Genomic DNA, 23,134 nt, shown 5'->3' with positions numbered 1-23,134 from the left:
CCACCCTCCCCACCCTCGTGGAGCAGCTGCACAACAGCATCCTGCCAGAGGGAGAGGTTGGGCGTCTGCTCGAGATAAGTCCGCCAGAGGTGGGAGAAGCGCCCCCTATCGCTCTGAGAGCGAGGGCTCCACATCGCAGGTCCCTTGCTCCTATTGAGCATCCGAAATTGCATTGACGACCTATCGGTGATGACCCCCATCAGGCCGCCGAGGGCATCCAGCTCGCGCACGATCTGCCCTTTGGCGATGCCCCCCACGGCGGGGTTGCACGACATCTGGGCGATCTTGTCGAGATCCATAGTGATGAGGAGGGTACGGGAGCCGAGCAGGGCAGCCGCATGGGCCGCCTCACAGCCGGCATGGCCGGCACCGACCACGATAATGTCATAGGATAGTCTCATACCTACAAAGATACGCAGATTTGCGCCGTCGCGTGACACCTATCCCGGCAGCGCCAGGGCTGACGTATTAGAGCATTACAGCTATGCAAAGGAGAACTGCGGCGCGAGACTCCTCTCCTAAAGCACAAGCCTGCCGATCCCGCAGGGGCTAAGCCCCGGAGGGATCACCGGACTTTAGCCCGGATGTCGAGGGGCGAAGCCCCGAAGACTCCGGGAAAGAAGAGCTCGGGAAAGATATACGACCCCGCCAGGGTGTCGCACTTACCCAGTCAGACAATCAGTGCGACACCCTGACGGGGTCGAGGATTGCTTGCGAGCCCGGTCCACGGGTCTTCGGGGCTACGCCCCTTGACCCGTGGCTAAACACCGTGCACCCCTGCCGGGGTGCCTCGTTCCCCACCCTTCATAATGAGTTGATGGACTTCTGTGCTACTCAAATGCGTCACCCTTGGACACCCGTCCCGGCAGCCCCAGGGGTGGCGCATTAGAGCATTAGGGTAATTGAGAATGTTGCACGAAGTGCCATTCTCGCACATTTGTTTCAAATGTGCTGAGACTTTGCACGAAGGATGATATGCAAGGCGCTGAGGATGAGGCAGAAGGTAGCGTACTCACGTACGTGACCGAGGCCGAATTCCGAAAGCAACGCAGCAGATCGCCTTCGTGCAACAGCCTCTAATCATATACCAAGGGGGGCACATCCGGGAGGCACCCGAAGGGTGCTCGCTCCATAGGCATCGGTCATCCGCGAAGCGGTGACCGATGTGCCGAGGCCCTCCCCTATCCCTTCGACCCCTTGTGGGTCGCCGAGCAGAAATCCCCCTTTCCAGCGACCCCGCCAGGGTGTCGCACTTGTTGCCTATTCAAGCAGTGCGACACCCTGGCGGGGTCGTATATCTTTCCCGAGGTCTTCGGCACTTCGTGCCTCGAGACCCGGGCTAGGAAGCGATGATCCCTACGAGGCTCTGCCCCTGAGGGATCGGGCGCATCATAAGCATGCGTCACCCCTGACCGGGCTTGTTACCTCTGGTGAGGTGCCCTAGCGGTGGTGCACTGGTTAGTCGTGTCCCGCATTCATACGGTCGATGACTGACTCGAGGGCGCCGGTGCCTTGGTACTTGTCCTTGGAGCTATTGAATCGGTAGGAGATAGTGAAGGCAATACGTGGTGGCACGTGCTCGGTGGACTCCATCACGCTGTACCTGGTGGCGGTACGCACAGAGTGGGTGGTATTGAAGAGGTTGCTGATGGAGAGGGTGGTGAGGAGATTTTTCTCCTTGAGCCACTGCTTGGAGATCTCGGCGTAGCTGGTGAGGATGGGGGCGGTGAACTCCATATTGTCTTCGTTGCCAAATGGGGTGTAGCCGACGTTGAATACCATGCTGATATCCCTGGGGAGCGTCAGTTGGTTGGCCACGCTGAGGGCGAGGGTGGGCTTACGATTGGTGATCCGCTCCTCGAAGTTCCAGAGGTCGTAGCCGATCATCTTGGAGAGGCGCAGAGTGAAGGTGGGCTTCCACCACTTAATCGTAGGGCTGGCTACCATCGCCGCCGAGAGAGCATGGTGTGGAGGGGCGTTGACAGTCTTGTATAGGGTGATATAGGGCCGCACGACTCCGGTGGTGGGGTCGGTAAAGAGGGCGGTCTCCGGGGTGAGACAGTCGCGGCTATAGATGTGGCTGAGAATGGTGGTAAGCCAGCTCTTACTGAGGGTGAGAGAGGTGGAGTAGTCGATGGCGTCCTTGAGGTTGGGGTCACCCACCTTGTACTCGTATCGGCTCACGTAGAGGTACTGTGGCTGTAGCTGTACGTAGCTTGGTCGATTGATCCGGCTCCTGAAGGAGAGCTCGGTGCGCACACCCCAGAGGCGGCCTGAGACTGCCAGTGTGGGGAATAGATTGGTGGTGGTATGGCTCTTATCGGGATCCAGTACCCCCTTGTCGATATACTTATTTTCGAGGTGCTCCATACGTAAGCCTGCGGTGGCACTCCACTCGGAGGCTATCTTGCGCTGATACTCTAAGTAGAGAGCCAGTAGCTGCTCCCGCTGCTCGGTGTCGAGGTCGGTGAGACTGAGGCTGGCATCGAGATGATTGTAAAAGCGGTTATGGACCCTAGTGTACTCGCCACCCATCTCGAGGCGTCCGCCCCAGAGTGGTCCGGAGATGTCCAAGCGTCCTCCTGCAGACTGGTACTTCGCCCCATGGCTATTCTCCACACCGGAGAGCTCGTACGCCTCCGTGTGTCCCTCTGCTGCCCTCTCGGTGGAGTGGCTCATACCGGTCTGGAAGTAGTCGAGGTCGATCTGTGCCCTCCAGTCCCCAAACCTCCTCAGGTAGTAGAGATTGGGGCGGTGTGAGGCATTCCAGGGCTTGAGGGTCTGTGATTTGCCAAAGTAGCGCTCCACCGCCTCGGGTGTGGGCCTGAGGTGGTTGCTGGTGAGGTCGGAGAACATCCAGGAGTCCTCCTTATCGGCGGCAATGCGGTATCTGAAGCCTGCGCTCTGCACCTCATCTTCGTAATTGATGCCCACCGTATACTCCTGTGTCTGTACACCCTCCTTGTGCTTGGTGGTGGATTGATTGATCCACTCGCTTTGATCGGTTTTGCCATGAGTGCGCAGAGAGGGGAAGGAGTGATTGGTCTGCTCGTCCTTGTACATGACACTGGTAAAGAAGTCCCAGTTATTGAGCCGATAATTGAGCCGAAGGTAGGGCTGATAACCCATGGGGCTACCTATCTGATTATTTAGATCGAGCTTTACCTCGCCACTGAGACCGGTGCCCTGCTCGCGCTTGGTGTAGATCTTGATCACCGACTCGGTGGAGGAGCTATACCTGGCTCCGGGATTGGTGAGCACCTCTATGTCGCGGATGAGGTAGGGCTTGAGATTGCGCAGCTGATTGGGGTCGGTCATCAGTCGGTCGTTGATGTAGATGATGGGGGTCCCCTTGCCAGCTACCCGGACTTCGGTCCCCTCGATCTCGACGAGTGGCACGCCTCTGAGCACACTATAGACGTCCGATAGATTTGCGAGCGGAGAGGCCTCTATGGAGGTGCTGATACCGCCGGCGACCATCCGGTGTGTGATACGATTGGCGGTTACGGAGAGCTCCGCCAGCTCTAAGGCACTCTCCTGTAGTATGATCTTGTAGTCGGTGGAGCTTTCGCACCTCACCTCCTTGGGGGTGAAGCCGATCAAGCTTGCCTCGAGTAAGAGGGGTAGCTGATGCTGCTCGATCTGTAGAGTGAAGGAGCCATCGTCACGGGTTACACCTCCTGTGAGCACCTTGCTGCCGTCAATACTTTTCACCTTGATGGTGGCGTAGGGGATGGGCTCCCCGGCTTCGTCATACACTACTACACGGAGATCTAGTGCCGAAACTTCCAAGCTCCCTACCATCATCAGCAGGGAGATCAATAAAAATAATCGCCTCATTAAAACTTATCTATTGTGTACTGAATCGCCTCCCCTTATCACCAGCAAAGGTAGGTACTATCGCTCGCAACTCAGTTGCACACTTCTGCAGACTACACGAATGCGATCTGCAGCGTTGCTTTCCGCCATCCCTACGTGAGCAGCCCACTCCTCAGGGAAATCTCTAATACCGATATTAGAGACGCCTAATACCGATATTAGACTTCACTAATATCGGTATTAGACAAGCCCTGATCCACCGGGCATTGGACACCGTTCTATTATGGTCTCCACAGCAAATGCGATCTCTTTCTCCGCTCCCTCCCAGTTCAGCAGACTGCGAACCGGCCTTATTATGTTCGCCAAACATTATCTTTGTCAAACATAGTTTTTGGCGGAGCAAAATTCATCGGTGATTTTGTGTGTTGGTACCGATCAAGTTATTATCTTTGCGAAAGATAATGTTTGACAAAGATAATTATTGAGGGTATGAAATTTATAGACAGGGTAGAAGAAACAGCTGCACTCAAGCGCTCGCTAAGCCTTAGCCGGCCTGTGCTGATTGTGATTTATGGTAGGCGGCGCATCGGAAAGTCAGAACTCATCAAGCATGTTTTGACCGAACAGGATGTGTACCATCTGAGCGAAGAAGCACAGACTCAGCAACAGATCGACTCCTTTGCCAAGACTGTTTCTTTTACTTTTGACGGCTTTGATCGAGTATCCTACAACGACTGGGAGACAGTGCTTACCTCCGTCAATCTATATGCAGGGGATAACACATCGGTCTGCTTAGATGAGTTTTCCTACCTCGTCAAGAGCGATCCCTCACTGCCCTCCATCATCCAAAGATTAGTGGACAACAAAAGGCTGAAATACAATCTGATCCTGTGTGGTTCCTCCCAGCTGATGATGCACTCACTGGTCCTCAATGAGAAGTCTCCTCTATATCAACGCTGTGCGTGGCAGCCCAAGCTAAAGCAACTGCGCTTGCCTTATATAAAAGAAGCCTTGCACTGCTCTGACCAAGAAGCCATAGAAGAATATGCTATTTGGGGCGGTGTGCCTCGCTACTGGGAACTTCGTGCCGACTATAACAGCATGGAAGAGGCGGTGCGCCATCTGCTAGTCAATAACTATGGCACACTGTACGACGAACCAACTCGCTTGCTCCGTGATGAGCGTAGAGATACGGCTACGTCTTTCTCCCTGCTTACTACGGTGGGCAATGGAGTAAATCGTATTTCGGAAATAGCCGGTCGTATGCAGCAGCCTGCTACTAACCTCTCCCAGCCCATCAGCATACTGACCGACTTGGGCTATGTGGAGAAAGATATCCCCTTTGGGGACAACCCAAAGAGCAGCAAGAAAGGACTGTATCGCCTTGGTGACAACTTCCTCTCCTTTTACTACAGGTTTATCAATCCCAATAGATATCTTATCGAGCTAGACCGCCAGGATCTCGTAATGGATATCATCCGTAAGGACTTCAGTACATACGTTGGTCAGAAATGGGAAAAGAATTGTCGCGACTTCGTCACAGGTAATGAAATCGATGGTGTAGTCTATGGCATCGCCTCACGGTGGTGGGGCGGCATACCCAAAGAGAATGGTAGCAACGACTATGAGCATGTGGAGCTTGACCTTGTAGCTGAGTCAATAGACAAGAAGCACATCCTCGTGGCAGAGTGTAAATGGCGAGAGCGTGACGAGGCACAGAGCGTATATGAGCAATTAACAAGCCGTGCCGGCCGCTTACCCTTCGTAAAGAAGGGGCAAAAGGTACACACGATATTGTTCCTCAAAACAGAAACAAAGGCTGACGTCCCCTGTTATTATCCCAAAGACATCATAGCGTCTATGCTTCCATAAGATACCTCCTAAGGCCACTCGTCTATGATTGGGTTTCTGACCCGCGAGGGCGTCGCACTATCAGACGGCAGCGTGGCACCCCTCCCCTATCCCATCACGCCATAGCCTATCTCAGGAGAGGGGGAGCCGAGGGCGTATGTGACTGGTCGCTACTTCAGGTAGGCCTCAGCGAGCGAAACCCAGTAATTGGCTCCGATGGGGAAAATCTCTTGATCCAGAATGTACTTGGGATGATGCACCATTGGGGTATCCCCATTTCCAATCATCAGATAGGAGCCGGGCTTCTCCCGGAGCATAAAGGCAAAGTCCTCGCTGCTCATAAAGGAGGCGGCTGGATTGACCACATTCTCCTCTCCGTAAGTATCTATTGCTACTTGAGTGGCAAAGGCAGTCTCCTCGGGGGTATTGACGAGTACAGCCCCGGGCTGACCCTCCCTGATCTCGTAGGTACAGCCATAGCACTCTGCTTGGGCCTTGGTGATCTCACGGATACGACGTAGCACCAACTCCCGATCCTCGGCAATCATATTGCGTATTGAGAGACGTAGGATGGCACTATTGGCAATCACATTGCCCGCATTTCCAGCGATAAAGGCCCCAATGGTGACGACGGCATTGTGCCAGGGGCTGAGGTTGCGTGAGACGATGGTCTGGAGTGCCATCACGAGCGAAGCCCCTGCCACCACGGGGTCGATACTCAGCTCGGGCATAGAGCCGTGCGAGCCCTTACCGACCAACTCTATCTCCCAATTATCCACGGCCGACATGGTGGCTCCCTCTCGGAAGTAGAGCTTACCCTTCTCGAGACCGGGGATATTGTGCATCGCAAAGACGGCATCCACCGGGTACCGCTCGAATAGCCCATCTGCGATCATGCCGGGGCCTCCCTGCATGGTCTCCTCGGCTGGCTGGAATATAAGTGTCAGGGTGCCACTGAAGCGCCTGGTATCGATCAGGTACTTGGCTGCTCCGAGCAGCATGGCGGTATGCCCATCGTGCCCACAGAGATGCGACTTGCCCTCAATGACGCTTCGGTAGGGGAGCTCATTGACCTCCTCTATGGGGAGTGCGTCAAACTCCGCCCTTATACCGAGGTTCTTGGAGCCGTTGCCCACCTTGAGCGTAGCCACCAATCCAGTGGTACCGATACCCTCCTCCACCTCATAGCCCATGGCACGAAGCTCTGAGGCAATGTACTTCGCGGAGTTGACCTCCTCAAGAGCTACCTCGGGATGCTTATGCAGGTGCTCCTGCCACTCCCTCATCCTTGGAGCGAGGGCCTCTATCTCTTCTCTAACTTTCATATGCTTTTTATACTCAAAACGAAATGGGGGAGTGTACGAAAACGGTGATACAGTTCACGGCAACGGCGAGCAGCACCAGACAGATATCACTTCCTCGGGGGAGGCGTCAGGTGGTATACTCGGCGGGGAGGGTCGGCATGGCGCCTGCCTGAGTGCAGACGTAGGCAGAGACCTCTACAGCCCTCCGGTGCGCCTCCGAGACAGACATTCCCCTTATGATACTCGCCACGAAGGCAGCAGTAAAGGAGTCCCCGGCTCCGACGGTATCCGCCACCTCTACCTCAGGGGTCGCTTGGTAGGAGATATCCCCCGGGGTAAAGATGTGACTGCCATTGACGCCGCAGGTCAGGATCAGCATCCGGAGGTGGTACCGATCGAGCAAGGCCCGGCACTTGCTCCGGAGGTCGGTACCGGGATAGCCGAGCAGCCGGCTGATGACGATCAGTTCTTCATCATTAATCTTCAGCACGTTGCACTTCTTCATCGACTGATCGAGGATCTCCTTGGTAAAAAATCCCTGCCGGAGATTCACGTCGAAGACGATCAGGGTGTCCTTCTCCTTGGGCATCTCATCGATGAAGCGGTTGATGGTCGCGCGAGAGACGCTACTCCTCTGCGCCAGAGAGCCGAAGCAGACAGCGGTGGTCCTCTGTGCGAGAGCTTTAAGGTCGGCCGTAAAGGGGATATTGTCCCACGCGACACCCTCTCGGATGACATACTGAGGGACACCGACCTGATCGATCTCCACCTGTACCGTACCGGTCGGGTAAGGGACGGTGGCGATATGGGTGCAGAGACCTTTGGCGCTGAAGTTATCCAGGATCTCACTGCCCAGAGCGTCCTCACCGACGGCACTGACGACACAGCTTGATAGCCCGAGCTGAGAGACGTGGTAGGCAAAGTTGGCCGGAGCGCCACCAATCTTCTTTCCCTCGGGGAGTACATCCCAAAGGGCCTCGCCAATCCCGACGACCATTTTTTCTTGCTTCATAATAAACTGGCTACTGGGGGTGTTAGATCCGAAGTCTATACGGAGCGGATCTATCGGAAGCGAAAGTCGTCCAGCATCAGAGCGACATCGGATGCACCGCCTAGCTTGATGGCAAGCATCTCCCGCGCGGGATCCGTATTGAGATCGACGGAGGTGAGGTCCAGCGTGACCGTGATCCACTGACCTCGCGTGTCGATGGTCCCCTTGTAGAGATTTCGCGGCTCAGCCCGAAGCACCTTATCATGCGATGACACCTCACCAAGATTGTAGCAGACGTAGCTCTGCTGACCATTGGTGCCGAGGTGATCACCGTAGACATTGACGGAGAGGGAGCGGGCGGAGCTGGCACCCTTGAGCAGAAAAGTGAGCAACCTCGCACCGGAGGGGATAGCACCCTTGAAGGAAAGGAGGTAGTCGTTGCCACTCAGCTGCTTGACGACTGAGAGGACCTGCCCCCGATCGGGATAGGCGTGGTCGCGAGAGAGGATCGCATAGGAGCGGAGACCCTGCTTGCCGAGCGCAGTGCGGAGGTTAGGCTCGCTCTCGCAGTCAGCCCCGGGGAAGAGCAGCCCCTCGGTCGGTTTGACCCCGGGATCCGGGGTGGCGGAGTCCTCTTGCGGGGTGTCACGCTCCCCTACCCTCAGCACCACATCATCGATACGCCAGAGTGCTTCCTGGTAGTCTCTGCTCTTGTAGACGAAGGCAAAGCGTACCTGCTTTTGCCCGTAGACAAAGTCGGGGAGGGGAATCGAATTGGCCACAAAGTCCTCTGACCCCGCCTCGGGGTACTTGGGGATCTCCACCCGCGTCCAGCGCGCCTCCTCGGGGTAGTCGGGCGTGATCTCCTCCGTCGTCACGTAGAGCATCTGCTCCTCAGACGGACGCTTCCCCCTGCTGATGCTGTGGACAAAGGAGAGAGTCGCCCCTGAGATGTCTGTGAAGTCAAGGGCGGGAGACATTAGGAGGATCTTGGTCATCCCTATGCGGCGACCGGTGACGACGGCGCACCCCTCCACGGCCTCAAATCCGATCCCCTTGCCCAAGATTGTGTGGTTAGTCATCTCACCGAGGGAGGAGTCAAAGTGCTCCTCCAGCAGGATAGACCTCTTGGTGGAGGGCTCGGGGTCGATGAAGATATCCCCCTCGATCGTACCGCCCTCCACAAAGGAGCGGATAGAGGCTGAGAGATCGACGGTGTTCGGCTCGGAGGGGGTACGCCTGAGATGCAGGACGATCTCGTAGTACTTGCCACTCTCCGTCTCGGCGACCCCGCTAATGGCGGGCTCACTGAGGAGAATGGACTTGGTCCCCACCTCGATCTGTATCTTATGGGCGGGATCACCGATGGTCTCACCGGGCAGGATGTAGGTGAGGAAGGTATTGCCGATCCGTGACGATGGGAGCGGGTGGACAGCGGTCCCCGGATCGATGATGCCACTCCGCTTCTCCATCACTCCACCGGAGCGGTAGCCCTGCAGTTCCACCCTCGCATCGGAGAGGTCCAGCCCCTCGATCTCGGAGACAAGGCGGACCCGAAGCTGCGAGAGTCGGTGGGAGAAGGAGAGCGCCACCTTCGTCTCTCCTTTAATCCCTTTCCCCTCCCCATAGAGCAGAGGACACTGGTCTCGCAGGTCAAAGGAGACAGATCCCCCACCGCCGTAGCTGTAGGGGTAGTAGGCGTGGAAGGTCTCCCCCTCAGGAGCCATGGAGATACGCCGATCACCGCGAGGGGCAAAGGTGCCGTCCCCATGCGCCGTGACGTAGGGGACATCGGTCTCGCGTGAGGAGAAGATCCCGATCTGATCGCCTGCCTCCCACCGGTCATTGAGGACACGGAGGAGGGGCACCGTGGCGACAAAGTCGGGGTAGATACGCCCATCGGGCTCCTCGATCAGCTCCGCCTGCTTTTGGCACGCGGGGAGGAGTAGGAGGAGGGTCAGGAGCGTGAGGTAGGAGTATTTTTTCATAACCGTGAGAGGACATTAGCGATCTGCTCGCCTATACCAATGGTGTAGCCCTGGTGGAAGTAGACGACACGATTGAAGGTATCGGCAACAATCACCACCGGGTAGTCGAGTGGTAGGGAGCGCTCCAGACCCTCTGCAAGCGCCTTATCCAGTCCCTGGGTATCTACACCCCAGGCAGCCCCCGGAAGGAGGCCGTGAAGCGTCTCAGAGGGCTTCTGTCGCGTGAGCACCACGGTCGGGATGGGCAACTTGCCGGACCGGTCAGCGATGGCACCGAGGTCTCGGAGGATGTGGTCGGACGGCTCGTGGGCATCGCGTGCCAGCACGAGGAGGTAGTAGCCCCGCCCGGTGGTGCTGAGGAGTGAGCGCTCCTCGCCCTCGAGATCCTGATAGAGCGACTCGGAGTCAAAGTTGCCGATCACTGCCAGGGCGCCCTCCTCCCGATCGAAGTCGATCGCCATAGGCTCTCCGCAGCGCATCCTGCGGATGGAGGCGAGGACGGTGCCGTCTGCAAGCCTGCTGCCGGTGAGGAGGAAATTGTCCGGATAGAGGAGCGACTTGCCCTGCAGATCGGTGTAGGGGACCATGTCATCAAAGTAGTAGGTGCTCATCTGTCCGTCAGCAGGATCAAAGTAGCCGACGGTGAAGTGAGACGTGTAGTGGGGCGTGCGAACGGTATTCGTCCCCTGCTCGTAGGTGAGCTGTAGGGGGCAGTCGGCAGCAGCGGACTCCTTCTCCTCCATTAAGAATGGGATCACCCGCTCCCTACCCTCGTCATCGCGGTAGCGGACGACGCTGTTGCCGAAGTCAAACCATGCCGGCACCTTGACCGTGCGGAGCAGTCGGATCAGCAGGACGGTGAGGGAGCGCTGGTTGCCTCGCTGTAAGATCCAGGTGGAGGCGGGCGTCATCGGGAGGTTGAGGGGATTGTACTGCTTGTCGTAGGCGAGCTGTCCCACCCGCTCAAGGATCCGGGTGACCCGCTCCTCTCGGCTGAGCTCCTCACTGCCGAGGATCTGCTCACAGATCAGATCCAGCTCCGGCTGCTGGGGCGCTATCGGCTCGCGGTCTAGGACTCGCGGGCAGTAGATCATCGGCTCCTGCCACTCGGCATCGGTGAGATCGCGGTCGAGCACCTGCTCGAGGGCGGTGATGGAGACGTCGTGGAGATCTTTCTCGGTAAGCGAGGAGAGGAGGAGCAGCGCGTGATGCAGACGACCGCTCTCAGCCGAGTGGCGGAGGAAGCTCTCTACCGTGGCGTGGTAGCCGCGGCTCTTGGGGAAAAGGTCGAGGAGCAGGGTGCGATCCTCACCAGTGGCGCCCAGCCGGTCCGCCAACGAGGCGGCCTGCTCTGCTGTGGGGAAGGTGGAGGTGTACGCCTCACGGACCGCATCCTCCTCGGCGAGCAGGCGGGCATTCTCTGCCGCCTGAGCCTCGGTATAGCGAACCTCCGGCGTCTGCTCCACCGGTGGAGTAAGTCGCAGGTGCTGCTCTGCCGGGATGGTGTCGAGCGGACGGAGGGTCAGCTCGAGGGTGCTGCCACCCTCCTTATTGGTCATCTTCTCCATCGCCACTCGGTCCTTGCCCATAGAGGCAAAGATCACCACATCCCCGAGACCGAGGTTGGTCACCGCTTCCCCTCGAGCATCGGTTGTTCGTGTGACGAGAGGATAGAGCTCTGCGTAGTTGTAGATGCGGTAGGTGACGGTGGCGCCCTCGACCGGCTTACCGGTTTCGTCCAGGACGCGGACGGTCATCGGTGCGGTGCGGATGTAATTGGGCGTCACATTGAGCTCGGTGAAGCAATCGTTCTTGCTCAGCACCTCCTCGTCGCCATCGTAGTCACCGAAGGCGGTGGTGTGGAGCATCATCGCCCGCATCACCGGGGCGTCAAACCAGGCGTTGTCCAACACGGGGGCAGGTTCACTTGCGCCGAGGTAGTGCCACTTACCATCGACCCAAGCCTCGACCCAGGCGTGGTTGTCGTCCGTATGCGCCCAGCGGGGCGTATAGACCTGACGCGCCGGGATGCCGACGGTACGGAGCACAGCGACGACGAAGGTACTCTGCTCGCCGCAGCGCCCGAGGGCATTCCGCAGCGTGGCTATGGGGCTGGAGGTCCGCCCATCGGAGGGCTGGTAGGTGATGTGCTTATGGGCCCAGCGATTGAGCGCCAGCACCGCCTGCTCCATGGTCATGGTATCGACGAGGGCAGACAACTCATCGTAGTAGGTGGTCCGGAAGTCATCCAGCACCTCGTTATTGACCCGCTTGGGGAGGACAAAAGCGCGGAAGAGCGTCCCGGGGACCTTTTTCCCCCACGGCATCTCCTCCCTTGCCCGCAGCGTCACCCGGACATTATCCAGATGGTAGGCAATGCTGTGATCCATCAGGTCCGGCAGACTCATATAGGCGTAGAGGTAGGTCATGGCGTCCCGCTCCTCGGCGGTCACGTCGACGAAGCGGAGAGAGTCGGTCGGAGAGACGATGCCGAGGGTATCGATCTTCGTCTCGAGGGCTTTCTCCGCACGAGTCATCACGTCTGAGGGAAAAAGCGACTCGCTCCGACCCCCGCCACATGAGGTGGCGAAGAGAGTCAGAGCGAGTAGAAGAGTAAGGGGTGTAAGTCTATTCATGGCTAACGGTTTTATTTACAGACCAAAGTTAGCCAGAAAAACTTAACCGTCAGAAGCCGAACTGGAACTGCATCCGGATGTGGTGGTCCATCGGTCCGTGTCCCTCACCCTGCGGAGCGACGAGGCGGTACTCCAGCTGCCAGCGGGAGAGCTTGCCAAACCAATGCTGCACGCCGAGCGTGCTGGTGAGGAGACTGCCGGGACCCATACCGGTCTTGAGGTAGTCGACAGAGGCGACGAAGTCGTATCGCTTGGTCATGTGTGCCACAGCGGTGAGGTAAGCACCCTGACCACTGACCTCGGCATCCTTGCCATACATATACTCACCCGTAAGGGAGACCGGCTTGGTAGTCAGCTGTACGGCGCCGCTGACACGGTGGCGGATATAGGGAGCACCCGCCTCTATGCCCTTGCCGGCCCCCATCGCGTGGAGCTCACCACCGAGGTAAGAGGCATGGAGCGTCAGCATGGAGGTGGGGCGTAGGTAGAGCGCACCGCCATACATCTTGGAGGTGCCGAGGTCGAGGGTGTTCATCCCCTGACCATTCATCACCGCCAGCTTGTAGGAGAGCACCCTACCCCAGAGGTCACCCGACAGCTCGAGACCAATGTCCCGCCCGGAGGTGCCCGAGTAGAGCGGATCCATCCCCACGCCGGCGAAGTAGACCGTCGGCATGGTCCCGCCAAGGCTCAGCGGATTGAGGAAAGGAGCCACCTGGTTCTCCAGCCCGAAGGGCGTCTTCATCTGCCCCACGCGGAGACTCAGCTCTGGGGCAAAGCGGTAGGACATGTGGAGCTCCTTGAGTATCGCGGGGCTATTGAGCTGAAAGAGGACAGCCGCACTCCACCGGTCGGTGATGCGCATCGTCCCCATAAGCTCCGACTTATTGACGCCAAAAGAATTTTTCCCCGGTCCCAAGAGGGCATCGTAGTAGACCTGACCATACCCATGGATCTCGAGACGCTTTCCCTTATTGAAGTGGTGGTGCCCCTGTGCCGATAGGGCCGGCACCAGCGTCAGGAGGAGGAGGAGAAGTGAGAGTAGTACTTTTTTCATAAGATAAAAAAGAAGTGCATTTAGTGACCTGCAGAGCGCCAGCGACAGAAGCGCTCCTCTGCTATATCTGTGAGGATAAATAGAATAAATCCGGTGATGCTCAGGACGACAATGCCGCCGTACATATCGATGTAGTCAAAGCGCATCCACGCATCTGTGATGAAGTACCCCATGCCGCGCTCCGTGCCGTAGGTCTCGGTGACAAAGAGGACCGAGATCGCCGTGCCGATGGCGACACGTAGGGTGGAGAGGATATCCGGCAGCGCAGCCGGCAGGAGGATGTACCGCAGGATACGCCACCGATCGGCACCAAGAGAGCGGGCAATGTGGAAGCTCTCCCGGGGGATATTCGTGAGGCTGTCGCGGACGTTGACGATCACCTGGAAGATCAGGATCAGGACGATCATCGCTACCTTGCCTCCGTCCCCCAGCCCAGCGATCAGCATGACGATAGGCAGGAGGGCGAGCTTGGGGATCGGATAGGCGAGGTAGGTGAGGGCGTTCATCGCCCGTCCGAAGGGGCGATAGCTGTAGATCAGCCAGGCGATGACCAGACCGAGGAGTAGCGCAATGGGGATGCCGAGGAGGATCCGGTAGAGACTCGCCAGGAGGTGCGGTCCCATCTTCCCCGCCAGGAGCGCCGGCAGATGACGGTATACCACCAGAGGCGAGATCAAGGCCCCCTCTCCGATGAGGAGGTAGGCGACGTACCAGATCACGTTGATCAGCAGCGTGCCGACGAGGAAGCGGTAGGTGATGCTGTCCGGTCTCATGACTTGATCTCCTCTGCGAGGCGCTCCGCCGATGCCCCTCTCGTCTCAGAGAGGATGCGTCCCGGCGTGCCACCCATGACGATCACTCGCTCCGCGAGTCCGGTGATCTCCTCGACATTGTGGCTGACGAGGATCGTCGTCAATCCGAGCCTGCGGCGGAAGTGCTGCAGGAGCGCCCTACTCCGCTCTGCCGTCCCGATGTCGAGTGCCGAGAAGGGCTCATCGAGGAGCAGCAGGTCCGGGTCCTGCACCATCGCCCTCGCTAAAGCGACCCGCTGTCGCTGCCCGCCACTCAACTCGCGCGGATAGCGATCGACGAAGGGGGCGATCTCGAGGGTCTCCAGCACCTCATCTAGGTGGGAGAGATTGGGACACTCCTTTCCTCCTAGCGTATGGGGAAGGAGAATATTCTCTCGCACCGTCATCCACGGGAGGAGGGCAAAGCCCTGCGGCACCAGCGCCACAGAGTGGACCTTGGGATCCGGGGGCAGGTCATCGATCAGCACGGTCCCCTCATAGTCAGTGATGATCCCCGAGAGGACGTGGAGGAGCGTAGACTTACCGCACCCCGAGGGGCCGGTAAGCCCGAGGATCTCCCCGTCATCAAGCGTGAGGGAGAGATTCTCTACCGCCACCGTCTCGCCTCGTCGCCCCTTATAGGCGACCGAGAGCCGGTCGATCGTCACCCGACTCATAAGCTCGGTTACTGAGGGAGGTACGAGCCATCGACCAGTCCCTCACCGGTATAGTCCGCCGGGACGAGATCGTGCTCATGGAGCCAGGCGAGTGTCTCCTCCATATCCTTGGCTGAGGGGAGCGCCGCATGACGATAGTCCGGCAGGGTGACCCGGTCAGCCAGTCCCTCGGGGATGCCGGCGTCCTCGACGAGGATCGACTGCCACTCCGAGCGGGGATGAGAGAGGAGGTAGTCAACGCCGAGATTGTACCCCCTGAGGAGGAGCTTCACCGACTCCGCCTTCTCGTCCAGAGCCTCACGCCGCATCATCGTACCGGTGACAGAGATGCCGAGAGCCTTCGTGGAAGAGAGGGAGGCGAAGCCCTTAGACTTCGCGATGGTGATGAAAGGATCGGGGAAGACCGAGCCGTCCAGCTCTCCTCCGACCATCATCTCGAGCCGAAGGGGGATCTTATTTACCTCCGGCTTCTCGACGTCCGTCGGCTCCATGCCTGCGGTGCGGAGCATCAGGTCGGTAGAGTAGTCGATCACGGTATTGCGGGAGACGCCCACCTTCTTTCCTCTCAGATCCTCCATGGTGGTGAGCCCGCCGGTTGCCATCATCTCGAAGTAGCCATCGTGCGCTGTGATGAGTGCGAGAGGCATCCCGGCGGCATGCTGGATCGCGGCACCGGTATAGTCGATGACCGTGCCATCCACCTGAGCGGCACGGAAGGCGGCATCCCGATCGTTGGCGGAGAAAAACTTGACGATCTCCACCTCCAGACCGAGTGAGTCGTAGATCCCCATCTTCTCAGCCACCACGTAGGGCAAGTAGTCCATCGAGGACATCGCACCGATCTTAAGCGGGGGCAGTTGCTTGCTCTCCTTCCGCTGTCCCCCACAGGCGGAGACGGCAAGGGTGAGCAGCAGTGCGACAGTTAGTACTAGTAAAGACTTAGACTTCTTCATAATACGGTATGGCTCATTTAACATATATTCTCAGCGAAGATACCCAAAAGCCCCGAGATAGAAGGCGGGACGCTTTTTGGTACCTTTGTGCTACTTATGAGTGAGCAAGGATTTACATACACGGGGCGGCGCGTCGCCCTCTGCACGCTGGGCTGTAAGCTCAATTTTGCCGAGACCTCATTCCTCGGGCAGGCACTCCTGGAGCGGGGCATGGTCCTCGCCCAGGAGGGCGAACCTGCCGACCTGGTGCTCGTCAATACCTGCTCCGTTACCTCGGTGGCGGATCGGAAGAGTCGCCAGCTGATCCGCCGCGCTCACCGCGACCATCCCGATGCGGTGATCGTCGTCACCGGCTGCTCGGCTCAGCTCCAGCCGCAGCGGTACGCCAAGCTTCCCGGCGTCGATCTGGTGCTGGGAGCAAAGGAGAAGGGCGCACTCCTCCACTACCTCGACCACCTGAGCGCAGTCGATACGGTGGAGGTGTCGCCGTATGAGGAGGCGACCACCTTCGTCCCCAGTGTCTCGTCGGAGGGACGCACGCGTCACTTCCTCAAGGTGCAGGACGGCTGCGATTACTGCTGCTCCTACTGCACGATCCCCTTCGCTCGCGGTCACAGCCGCAGTGGCGAAGTGGCGGACCTCGTTCGCCGAGCCGAGCAGGTGGCAGCGCACGGCGGGCGGGAGATCGTCCTGACGGGGGTCAATGTGGGCGACTTCGGGCGAGACACCGGGAGCTCCTTCCTCCGGCTCTTAGAGGCATTAGACAATGTGGAGGGGATCGACCGCTTTCGCATCTCGAGCATTGAGCCCAATCTCATCACCGACGAGATCATCGACTTCGTCAGGGGTAGCAAGCGCTTTGCCCCACACTTCCACATCCCACTCCAGAGCGGCTCGGATAAGGTGCTGCGGCTGATGCGGCGGCGCTACCGGCGGGAGGTCTTTGCCCACAAGGTGGAGCTGATCCACCGGCTCATGCCGGACGCCTACATCGGCGTCGACGTGATCGTCGGCATGCGGGGCGAGGAGGAGGCGGACTTCGAGGAGAGCGCTGCCTTCATCGCCGGACTGCCGGTCTCCAAGCTCCATGTCTTCCCCTACAGCGAGCGAAAGGGCACCGCAGCGCTGCGGATCACCCCGGTGGTATCGCCTGAGGAGAAGCACCGACGTGCACATCGGCTGATCACCATCAGCGACCACAAGCTGAGCCACTTCACCCGGAGCCAAGTTGGGAGCGAGAGGCGGCTGCTGGTGGAGGAGCCGGAGGAGCAAGAGTGGCTCTATGGCTATACAGAGAATTATCTCCGCGTCCGGATCCCCTATCAGCCGGGGCTCGTGGGCGAGGTGGTCAAGGTCCAGGCAGATCACGTGGTGCAGGGACATCCGGACTTGGTGGAGGGCGTACCGGTATGAGGAAAAAGGTTGCCGTCGTCGTACTCAACTGGAACGGCTCCACGCTGATCCCACACTACCTCCCGACCCTACTCGAGCATACCGATCCGGAGCTGGCAGACGTGATCGAGGCGGACAACGGCAGCACGGACGACTCCCTCGAGATACTGGCGCGGGACTACCCTCGGGCGGTGGCGCTTCCGCTCGGGAGCAACCTTGGCTTCGCCGCCGGGTACAATCGCGCCATCGCTCAGCTGGAGGGGTACGACTACATCTGCCTCCTCAATGACGACGTCCTCGTGACCAAGGGCTGGCTGGAGCCGCTGGTCGCCTTCCTCGACAGCCATCCCGAGGTGGTCTCCGTCCAGCCGACGATCCGCTGGGAGCGTGAGCCTGAGCGGCTGGAGTATGCCGGCGCTCTCGGAGGCTATATGGATCGGCTGGGCTACCCCTTCTGCCGAGGGAGACTCTTCTCCACCCTCGAGGAGGATCGCGGACAGTATGGGCGGGAGCCGATGCCGGTCTTCTGGACCAGCGGTGCCTGTATGCTCTGCCGACGGGAGGCCTACCTCGCCGCCGGAGGACTGGACGAGACCTTTGTCGCTCATCAGGAGGAGATCGACCTCTGCTGGCGGTGGCAGGCTGCCGGGCACGACCTATACGTCATCCCCGAGAGCGTCGTCTACCACTGGGGTGGGAAGTCGCTCAGCGCCGACAACCCACGGAAGACCTTCCTCAACTTCCGAAACAACATCCTGATGCTGCGGAAGAATCTCCCCTCGCGGGTCCTCCGCTCCACGCTGCGGAAGCGGTGGCTGCTCGACCACATCGCCGCTCTCCACTTCCTCCTCTGCGGGCACCTCGGTGATGCCCGGGCCGTGCTGCGTGCCAGGCGGGAGCTGCGGAAGCTCCGCCCCGTGCGCAGTGGCGGCGACCCGGAGCGCGCCTACAGCCGACTTTATCATAGATCCATTCTCCTCGAGTATCACCTCCGAGGACACCATACCTACGACAGACTATCACCATGAGACCGACACTTGCACTTATCATCCTCTTGCTCCTCACCGGCTGCGTCAGCAAGGAGGAGCGCGCCGCCAAGCAGCTCCTTGCGGAGGCGCAGATCGCCTATCAGGACTCCGACTACAGCCACTCTGCTCAGCTCCTCGACTCTCTCCACCGCACCTACAGCGGTGCCGTGGAGACGCGTAAGGTGGCACTCCACCTGCAGCAGCTGGTCCGTACGGCCACGGCAAAGAGAGACTCGATCCGGATGACCTCGCTCGCCGAGGAGGGCGTCGCCCGCCTCGACTCGCTGCAGCGGCTCTTCAAGCTGATCGAGTACCCCCGTATGCCGGATGAGAACATCCTCCGGTACAAGGGCTACGACCCCTCAGCTGCTAATCCTGAGGCAAACTTCCTCGATGCGTATATCAAGGCAGACGGCAAGATCCAGCTCATCGCCGGCACCTCAGCCCCCAAGGCTCAGGGCGTCACCTACCTCAGACTGATGGAGGAGACCGGCGGGACCTATGTCCTCAGCGACACCATCCCCTACGATAAGGCGCTCAACTACCGCTTCCGCACCGGTGGCGTGACCCACGAGCGGCTGACCCTCTCCCTCGAGGCCTCTGAGCGGCTGGGTGCTTTTGTCCACGCCACCCCGGCATCGTCTGCCATCCGGGCCTCCTTCGGTCCTCAGGGGAAGAGCTTTACCCTCGATGCCCGAGCACGCGAGGCGATCAGCGCCACCTACCTCTACTTCCGCACCTACGTAGGGATAAAGAATGCGGAGGGCGAAGTGGAAGCCGCCACCGCCCGAGCCGCCCACTTCGGTGCCAAGGCTCACCTCAGCACCTCGCAGAAGGAATAAGCTAAGACCTTTGCATAATGGTCTTTCGCCGAAAAAGCACCGCTTTTTCGGCAGGGACTTTGCAGAATACCCCAGATGCAAGGAACTGAGAGTGAGAGCGAAGGGAGTGTGCTTACGCACATGACCAAGCACGAATCTCGAAAGTGACGCTGCAGATGGGGTATTATGCAAAGGTCTCAAGCGGTCAATTTTTCTTAGGCATCAGCACCCGGTCGGGGTCGTCCGGCAGGGCATCGAAGGGGGAGGTGTAGACGATGACGGTGCCGGGGACGATGGAGAGCATATCGGCAAGGACTGCTCCCGCTTCGCTCCGAGCGCGGGAGAGATTCTCTGCCGAGGAGACGCGACGTCGCGCTTCCTCGACCGCTCTCAGCCGCATCGCATTCTCCTGCTGCGTCGAGAGCCTTGGACCGATGAGGTTGGTCCCCAAGTCACGGCTCCAGACATCGACTAAGACGAAGCCGCGAGTCTCATCCTCAAGGATCGCCACCTCAGGCTGGGGCAGCCGGACGAAGAGCGTATCCCCGTGCTGCACCGCCGCCAGCTGCTCCACGTCGAAGTAGATCCTCGTCCGATAGTGCCCCACCCCGAAGGCCTCAGTCCGGCCGGTGCGGTAATGGACCGGCACCACCTCCTCGCTCTCCAGCACCGTCACCCGCAGCACATCCGTAATGTCGGTGATGACGGTATCGTAGAGGTGGGAGAGCCGTGTACGCTCCTTTGCCCTCTCTCCCCGCAGGACCAGGACGCCTCCGATGATGAGGAGGGCGATCCCTATGAGGACTATCACGTACAGCCCTTTACTCTGCTTACTCATGGCGGTCAAAAGCTATATGGACCATCTCGTAGCCGCGCGAGTGCAGTAACCCCCGGAAGTAGGCGGTCGCCTGTCGCTCCCCTCGCTGACGCAGCATATCGTAGGTGGCACTGCCCGGGCGTAGCCGAGCAGCAGTCCGCCGGGATGCCTCATCCTGCAGCTCCTTTCGCTCCCCTGAGGTGATGGGCCTCTTTGTGCCAGTCACCCGCTCGTGCAGCACCTCGAGCGTGGGGGAGCGTCCGGCGAGCTTCACCTCCACAGGTGGCAGGGTGAGCCACACCTTCTTCCCCTCCACCCGCACCTTATCGGTACCGAGCTCGCTCAGGTCGATATAGGCGATGGCGGTATGGGTAAAGGAGTAGACCCCGATGCGGTCGCCGGGTCGGAGGAGGTTGTCGACGTAGTCGGCCGCCTCGCTGAGAGATCGGATGCCCTCAATCGTGGTGCCGCTACCGCGGATGATGAAGCTCTCCGTCAGCTCCATCTCCGTCAGCTCAAAGTGCTGGACTGAGCGGACCTCACCGAGGATCGCCTCATCGTCAGGGACGCCCTCACCGCATCCGACAAGGAGGAGGAAAAGAAATAGGAGAAAAGAGAGCCTACTTTTTTTCATCATCACCGGGGAGAGGAAGCTTCTCTCTAAGGGAGCAGACAAAGAAAAGGACCATCGACGTGATCTCGATGATCAGCCACGTGGTGAGCGGGAAGTCGGGGACGTAAAAGGGGTTGAAGATCACCCCGACGCCCAGCATCAGGACCGCAAGGAGACTGATCCGCGGTCTCTCCATCAGGCGCTTGTAGACGTAGTAGAGGGCAATGCCGCAGATCAGCAGGTGCATCAGGTGCATCACCCACGGCAGCCCGCCGTCGGGCATATCCAGCCGGTCGCCCCTCACCCTCAGGAAGAGCGAGATCAGGCAGGCGAGCGACCCGACAGTGTAGAAAAACTTATTATTCATATCTGCCAACAAAGGTACCAACTCCCTACCTACTGACGAAAGTCTCTTTGCTATCAAAATAAAGAGAGATCGCTCATAGGATGATCCACAAGGCGTATGAACCCATCTAATTAGAAAATACACACCTTGATTCTAAGTTATATTAGAAAGTCAACTGACTCAAATTGCCAGTCGGAGATAGCATTATGGTAAAAAGAGTAGACATATTGACGGGAAATTAAGAAGATTAGACCCGCATTTGAGGATCTTTGTTTGACTTCACTTAAATTGTCTATAGATTTGTGAGGTGCCCAAAGGGGCCCATAGCGAGCAACCATAATCACATAGGACATACACCTTAATCTACATTTCATAACATGGTCAAACACTTCTCTACCTTACTAAGGATGGCGACCATCACGATCGCCACCGTACTGGTGTGCAGCTGCTCCCAGCAGATGCAATCACCAACCCCTCCGGAGGATGTGGTCACTGAAGACCCCTACTTCGTCTCAGAGGCAGATGCCCATCAAGTGGCGGAGTCATTCATCCAAAGCACGGGCCTCAGAGCCCTCACAGACTCACGGATCTCACTGCTGCTTGACGACCTGTCCCTCACAGAGAAAAAGGAGACAGATCAGCAACCGGCTTACTACGTCTATGAGCTCGACAAGGGGGGCTTTGTGATCGTCTCCGCCACAAGACTGGCCAGCCCGGTGCTGGGCTTCTCGCTGCAAAACAACTTCAGCAAGGACAATCGCAACATGCGCTCCTTCCTCTCCGTACTCTCCGACCAGATCAGGGAGGCGAGAGTGGCTCTCACCGCTAATGATCCCGAAAAGGACGATCCTCGATACAAGGAGGGCGAAGAGGTCCCCGGTATGGGGCATGTCGTGGTGCCGATGATGCTACGCACCAGATGGAATCAGGATGAGTTCACCGGTGGTCTCCTCCCGCGAGGCTACGCCATCGGCTGTCTCGCCCTTGCGACCGGTCAGGTGATGAAGTTTTGGTCCTACCCCTCTGAGGCCATGGGCTCCTACAGCTACACGGACAAAAATCTCGGTCCGATCCGGCACGACTACAACTACAAGATCCACTGGGATGCGATGCCCAATATCAATAGTGAGCGAAACCCGATGCTGGAGAAGTTCTTCTACGGGCTGGCTATATCGATGAATATGAACTTTGGTCCGGAGAGCGGTGCCGTCATGACAGACGTGCCGAGTGCCCTCGCACGCCACTACGGCTACCCCAAGGATATGTACGTCCAGCAGAGAGGAAACACTCGGGCTGCTGAGTGGATCGTAGGCGTCAAGGGGGAGATCGACAAGGGACGTCCGGTGCTCTATGGTGGTCAGGGAGATGGTGGCGGTCACGCCTTCGTCCTCGATGGATATACCGACCAGGACTTCTTCCACGTCAATTGGGGCTGGGGTGGCATGTCCGACGGATGGTTCCTCATCGATGCACTCAATCCTGACGCCCTCGGCACCGGTGGCGGTACCGGTGGTGGCTTTAGCAAGTATCAGCATATGATGATGAACTTCCAGCCGCCACTCACAGCCACCGGTGACGACACCGATCCGGTCCCCGGGGATGAGGAGGAAGAGGTCGAGGAGATCGTCTACTCCCCCGCCTACGGTCTGTCACAGCTCTACGCCTTCCTCAGCTTCACCCGCTTCAATGGGAGGGAGACCTCGTCCGGTCCCGAGTCGTACACAAGCTTCCCGGATCGTATCATCCCGGCTGATCGGAGCAAGGGTATCACCTACCTGATCAATCCCACCTTTACCGCAGACGTGAAGCCGGCATGGATCAGCATCTGGATGGACATAGATAATGATGGCTACTTCGCAGACTACGAGATCTTGGCTCAGCACGAGAAGGTCTCCGGTCCTGTCGAGGGCGTCATCCAGATCCCCGAGATCATCTCCGATGGATCGCACCGCATCCGCGTCTACCTGTCTCTGGATGGTGCACCCTCAGCACAGAAGAATACGCTCAATGGTGAGGTAGAAGACTACGTCGTCGTCATCAAGTAACCACT

The 23,134-nt window shown here is 58.7% G+C and carries 18 protein-coding genes; 5 read left to right on the top strand and 13 right to left on the bottom strand.

Annotated elements, in window-relative coordinates; all coding sequences use genetic code 11:
• Positions 1–401 (bottom strand): FAD-dependent oxidoreductase (locus AC1EKE_RS07875; protein WP_480308971.1); only part of this gene is annotated, 401 nt, incomplete at its 3' end.
• A gap of 1,057 nt (positions 402–1,458) precedes the next feature.
• The gene (locus AC1EKE_RS07870; RefSeq protein ID WP_480308969.1) at positions 1,459–3,840 is read right to left on the bottom strand and encodes a TonB-dependent receptor domain-containing protein; all 2,382 of its coding nucleotides are present in this window, start codon (positions 3,838–3,840) and stop codon (positions 1,459–1,461) included.
• 468 nt (positions 3,841–4,308) lie between these two features.
• Between AC1EKE_RS07870 and AC1EKE_RS07865 the strand changes: the two genes are divergently transcribed.
• Positions 4,309–5,691, top strand: a complete 1,383-nt coding sequence (locus AC1EKE_RS07865; RefSeq protein ID WP_480308968.1) for an ATP-binding protein — start codon at positions 4,309–4,311, stop codon at positions 5,689–5,691.
• A 149-nt stretch (positions 5,692–5,840) separates the two neighbouring features.
• Here AC1EKE_RS07865 and AC1EKE_RS07860 read toward each other — a convergent pair whose 3' ends face one another.
• From AC1EKE_RS07860 to AC1EKE_RS07825, 8 genes are all read right to left on the bottom strand, one after another.
• Positions 5,841–6,995, bottom strand: a complete 1,155-nt coding sequence (locus AC1EKE_RS07860) for a M20 aminoacylase family protein (protein WP_480308967.1) — start codon at positions 6,993–6,995, stop codon at positions 5,841–5,843.
• 106 nt (positions 6,996–7,101) lie between these two features.
• Complete coding sequence (locus tag AC1EKE_RS07855; protein ID WP_480308965.1) at positions 7,102–7,986, bottom strand: carbohydrate kinase family protein; 885 nt, start codon at positions 7,984–7,986, stop codon at positions 7,102–7,104.
• A gap of 50 nt (positions 7,987–8,036) precedes the next feature.
• Complete coding sequence (locus tag AC1EKE_RS07850; protein WP_480308963.1) at positions 8,037–9,953, bottom strand: fimbrillin family protein; 1,917 nt, start codon at positions 9,951–9,953, stop codon at positions 8,037–8,039.
• A complete protein-coding gene (locus tag AC1EKE_RS07845; RefSeq protein ID WP_480308962.1) occupies positions 9,950–12,589 on the bottom strand; it encodes a transglutaminase domain-containing protein in 2,640 nt (879 codons plus the stop codon). Before AC1EKE_RS07845 ends, AC1EKE_RS07850 begins: the two co-directional genes overlap by 4 nt.
• Before the next feature lie 49 nt (positions 12,590–12,638).
• Positions 12,639–13,646, bottom strand: coding sequence for a hypothetical protein (locus AC1EKE_RS07840; RefSeq protein WP_480308961.1), 1,008 nt, complete (start codon positions 13,644–13,646; stop codon positions 12,639–12,641).
• Positions 13,647–13,666: 20 nt separating this feature from the next.
• Positions 13,667–14,419, bottom strand: coding sequence for an ABC transporter permease (locus AC1EKE_RS07835; protein ID WP_480308959.1), 753 nt, complete (start codon positions 14,417–14,419; stop codon positions 13,667–13,669).
• Positions 14,416–15,114: an ABC transporter ATP-binding protein gene (locus AC1EKE_RS07830; protein WP_480308957.1), complete on the bottom strand. Its 699-nt coding sequence runs from the start codon at positions 15,112–15,114 to the stop codon at positions 14,416–14,418. The genes AC1EKE_RS07835 and AC1EKE_RS07830 overlap by 4 nt, the downstream gene beginning before the upstream one ends.
• A gap of 8 nt (positions 15,115–15,122) precedes the next feature.
• Complete coding sequence (locus tag AC1EKE_RS07825) at positions 15,123–16,067, bottom strand: ABC transporter substrate-binding protein (RefSeq protein ID WP_480308955.1); 945 nt, start codon at positions 16,065–16,067, stop codon at positions 15,123–15,125.
• A 96-nt stretch (positions 16,068–16,163) separates the two neighbouring features.
• Here AC1EKE_RS07825 and mtaB point away from each other — a divergent pair, with 96 nt between their 5' ends.
• The 3 genes from mtaB to AC1EKE_RS07810 are packed head-to-tail and all read left to right on the top strand — an operon-like array spanning position 16,164 to position 19,329.
• Positions 16,164–17,480 carry a tRNA (N(6)-L-threonylcarbamoyladenosine(37)-C(2))-methylthiotransferase MtaB gene (gene mtaB / locus AC1EKE_RS07820; protein ID WP_480308953.1) on the top strand — a complete coding sequence of 439 codons (1,317 nt, stop codon included), beginning with the start codon at positions 16,164–16,166 and terminating at the stop codon, positions 17,478–17,480.
• Positions 17,477–18,487 carry a glycosyltransferase family 2 protein gene (locus AC1EKE_RS07815; protein ID WP_480308951.1) on the top strand — a complete coding sequence of 337 codons (1,011 nt, stop codon included), beginning with the start codon at positions 17,477–17,479 and terminating at the stop codon, positions 18,485–18,487. The genes mtaB and AC1EKE_RS07815 overlap by 4 nt, the downstream gene beginning before the upstream one ends.
• Positions 18,484–19,329, top strand: a complete 846-nt coding sequence (locus tag AC1EKE_RS07810; RefSeq protein ID WP_480308950.1) for a hypothetical protein — start codon at positions 18,484–18,486, stop codon at positions 19,327–19,329. The genes AC1EKE_RS07815 and AC1EKE_RS07810 overlap by 4 nt, the downstream gene beginning before the upstream one ends.
• A 184-nt stretch (positions 19,330–19,513) precedes the next feature.
• Here the strand turns inward: AC1EKE_RS07810 and AC1EKE_RS07805 are convergent, their stop codons facing one another.
• From AC1EKE_RS07805 to AC1EKE_RS07795, 3 genes are read right to left on the bottom strand one after another with little or no spacing between them, the layout of a single operon-like run.
• Positions 19,514–20,146 (bottom strand): DUF4230 domain-containing protein, encoded by a 633-nt coding sequence (locus AC1EKE_RS07805; RefSeq protein WP_480308948.1) that lies wholly within the window; start codon positions 20,144–20,146, stop codon positions 19,514–19,516.
• Positions 20,139–20,759, bottom strand: a complete 621-nt coding sequence (locus AC1EKE_RS07800; protein WP_480308947.1) for a DUF4230 domain-containing protein — start codon at positions 20,757–20,759, stop codon at positions 20,139–20,141. Before AC1EKE_RS07800 ends, AC1EKE_RS07805 begins: the two co-directional genes overlap by 8 nt.
• On the bottom strand, positions 20,746–21,105 hold the full coding sequence (locus AC1EKE_RS07795) for a hypothetical protein (protein ID WP_480308945.1): 360 nt from the start codon (positions 21,103–21,105) through the stop codon (positions 20,746–20,748). Before AC1EKE_RS07795 ends, AC1EKE_RS07800 begins: the two co-directional genes overlap by 14 nt.
• A 356-nt stretch (positions 21,106–21,461) precedes the next feature.
• Between AC1EKE_RS07795 and AC1EKE_RS07790 the strand changes: the two genes are divergently transcribed.
• Positions 21,462–23,129, top strand: a complete 1,668-nt coding sequence (locus AC1EKE_RS07790; protein ID WP_480308943.1) for a C10 family peptidase — start codon at positions 21,462–21,464, stop codon at positions 23,127–23,129.
• The last annotated feature ends 5 nt before the right edge of the window (positions 23,130–23,134 follow it).

The organism is Porphyromonas sp. C0041D3 (assembly GCF_056590575.1).
Note: the sequence above shows the minus strand (reverse complement) of the source record. Positions and strands in the feature narration are given on the sequence as shown.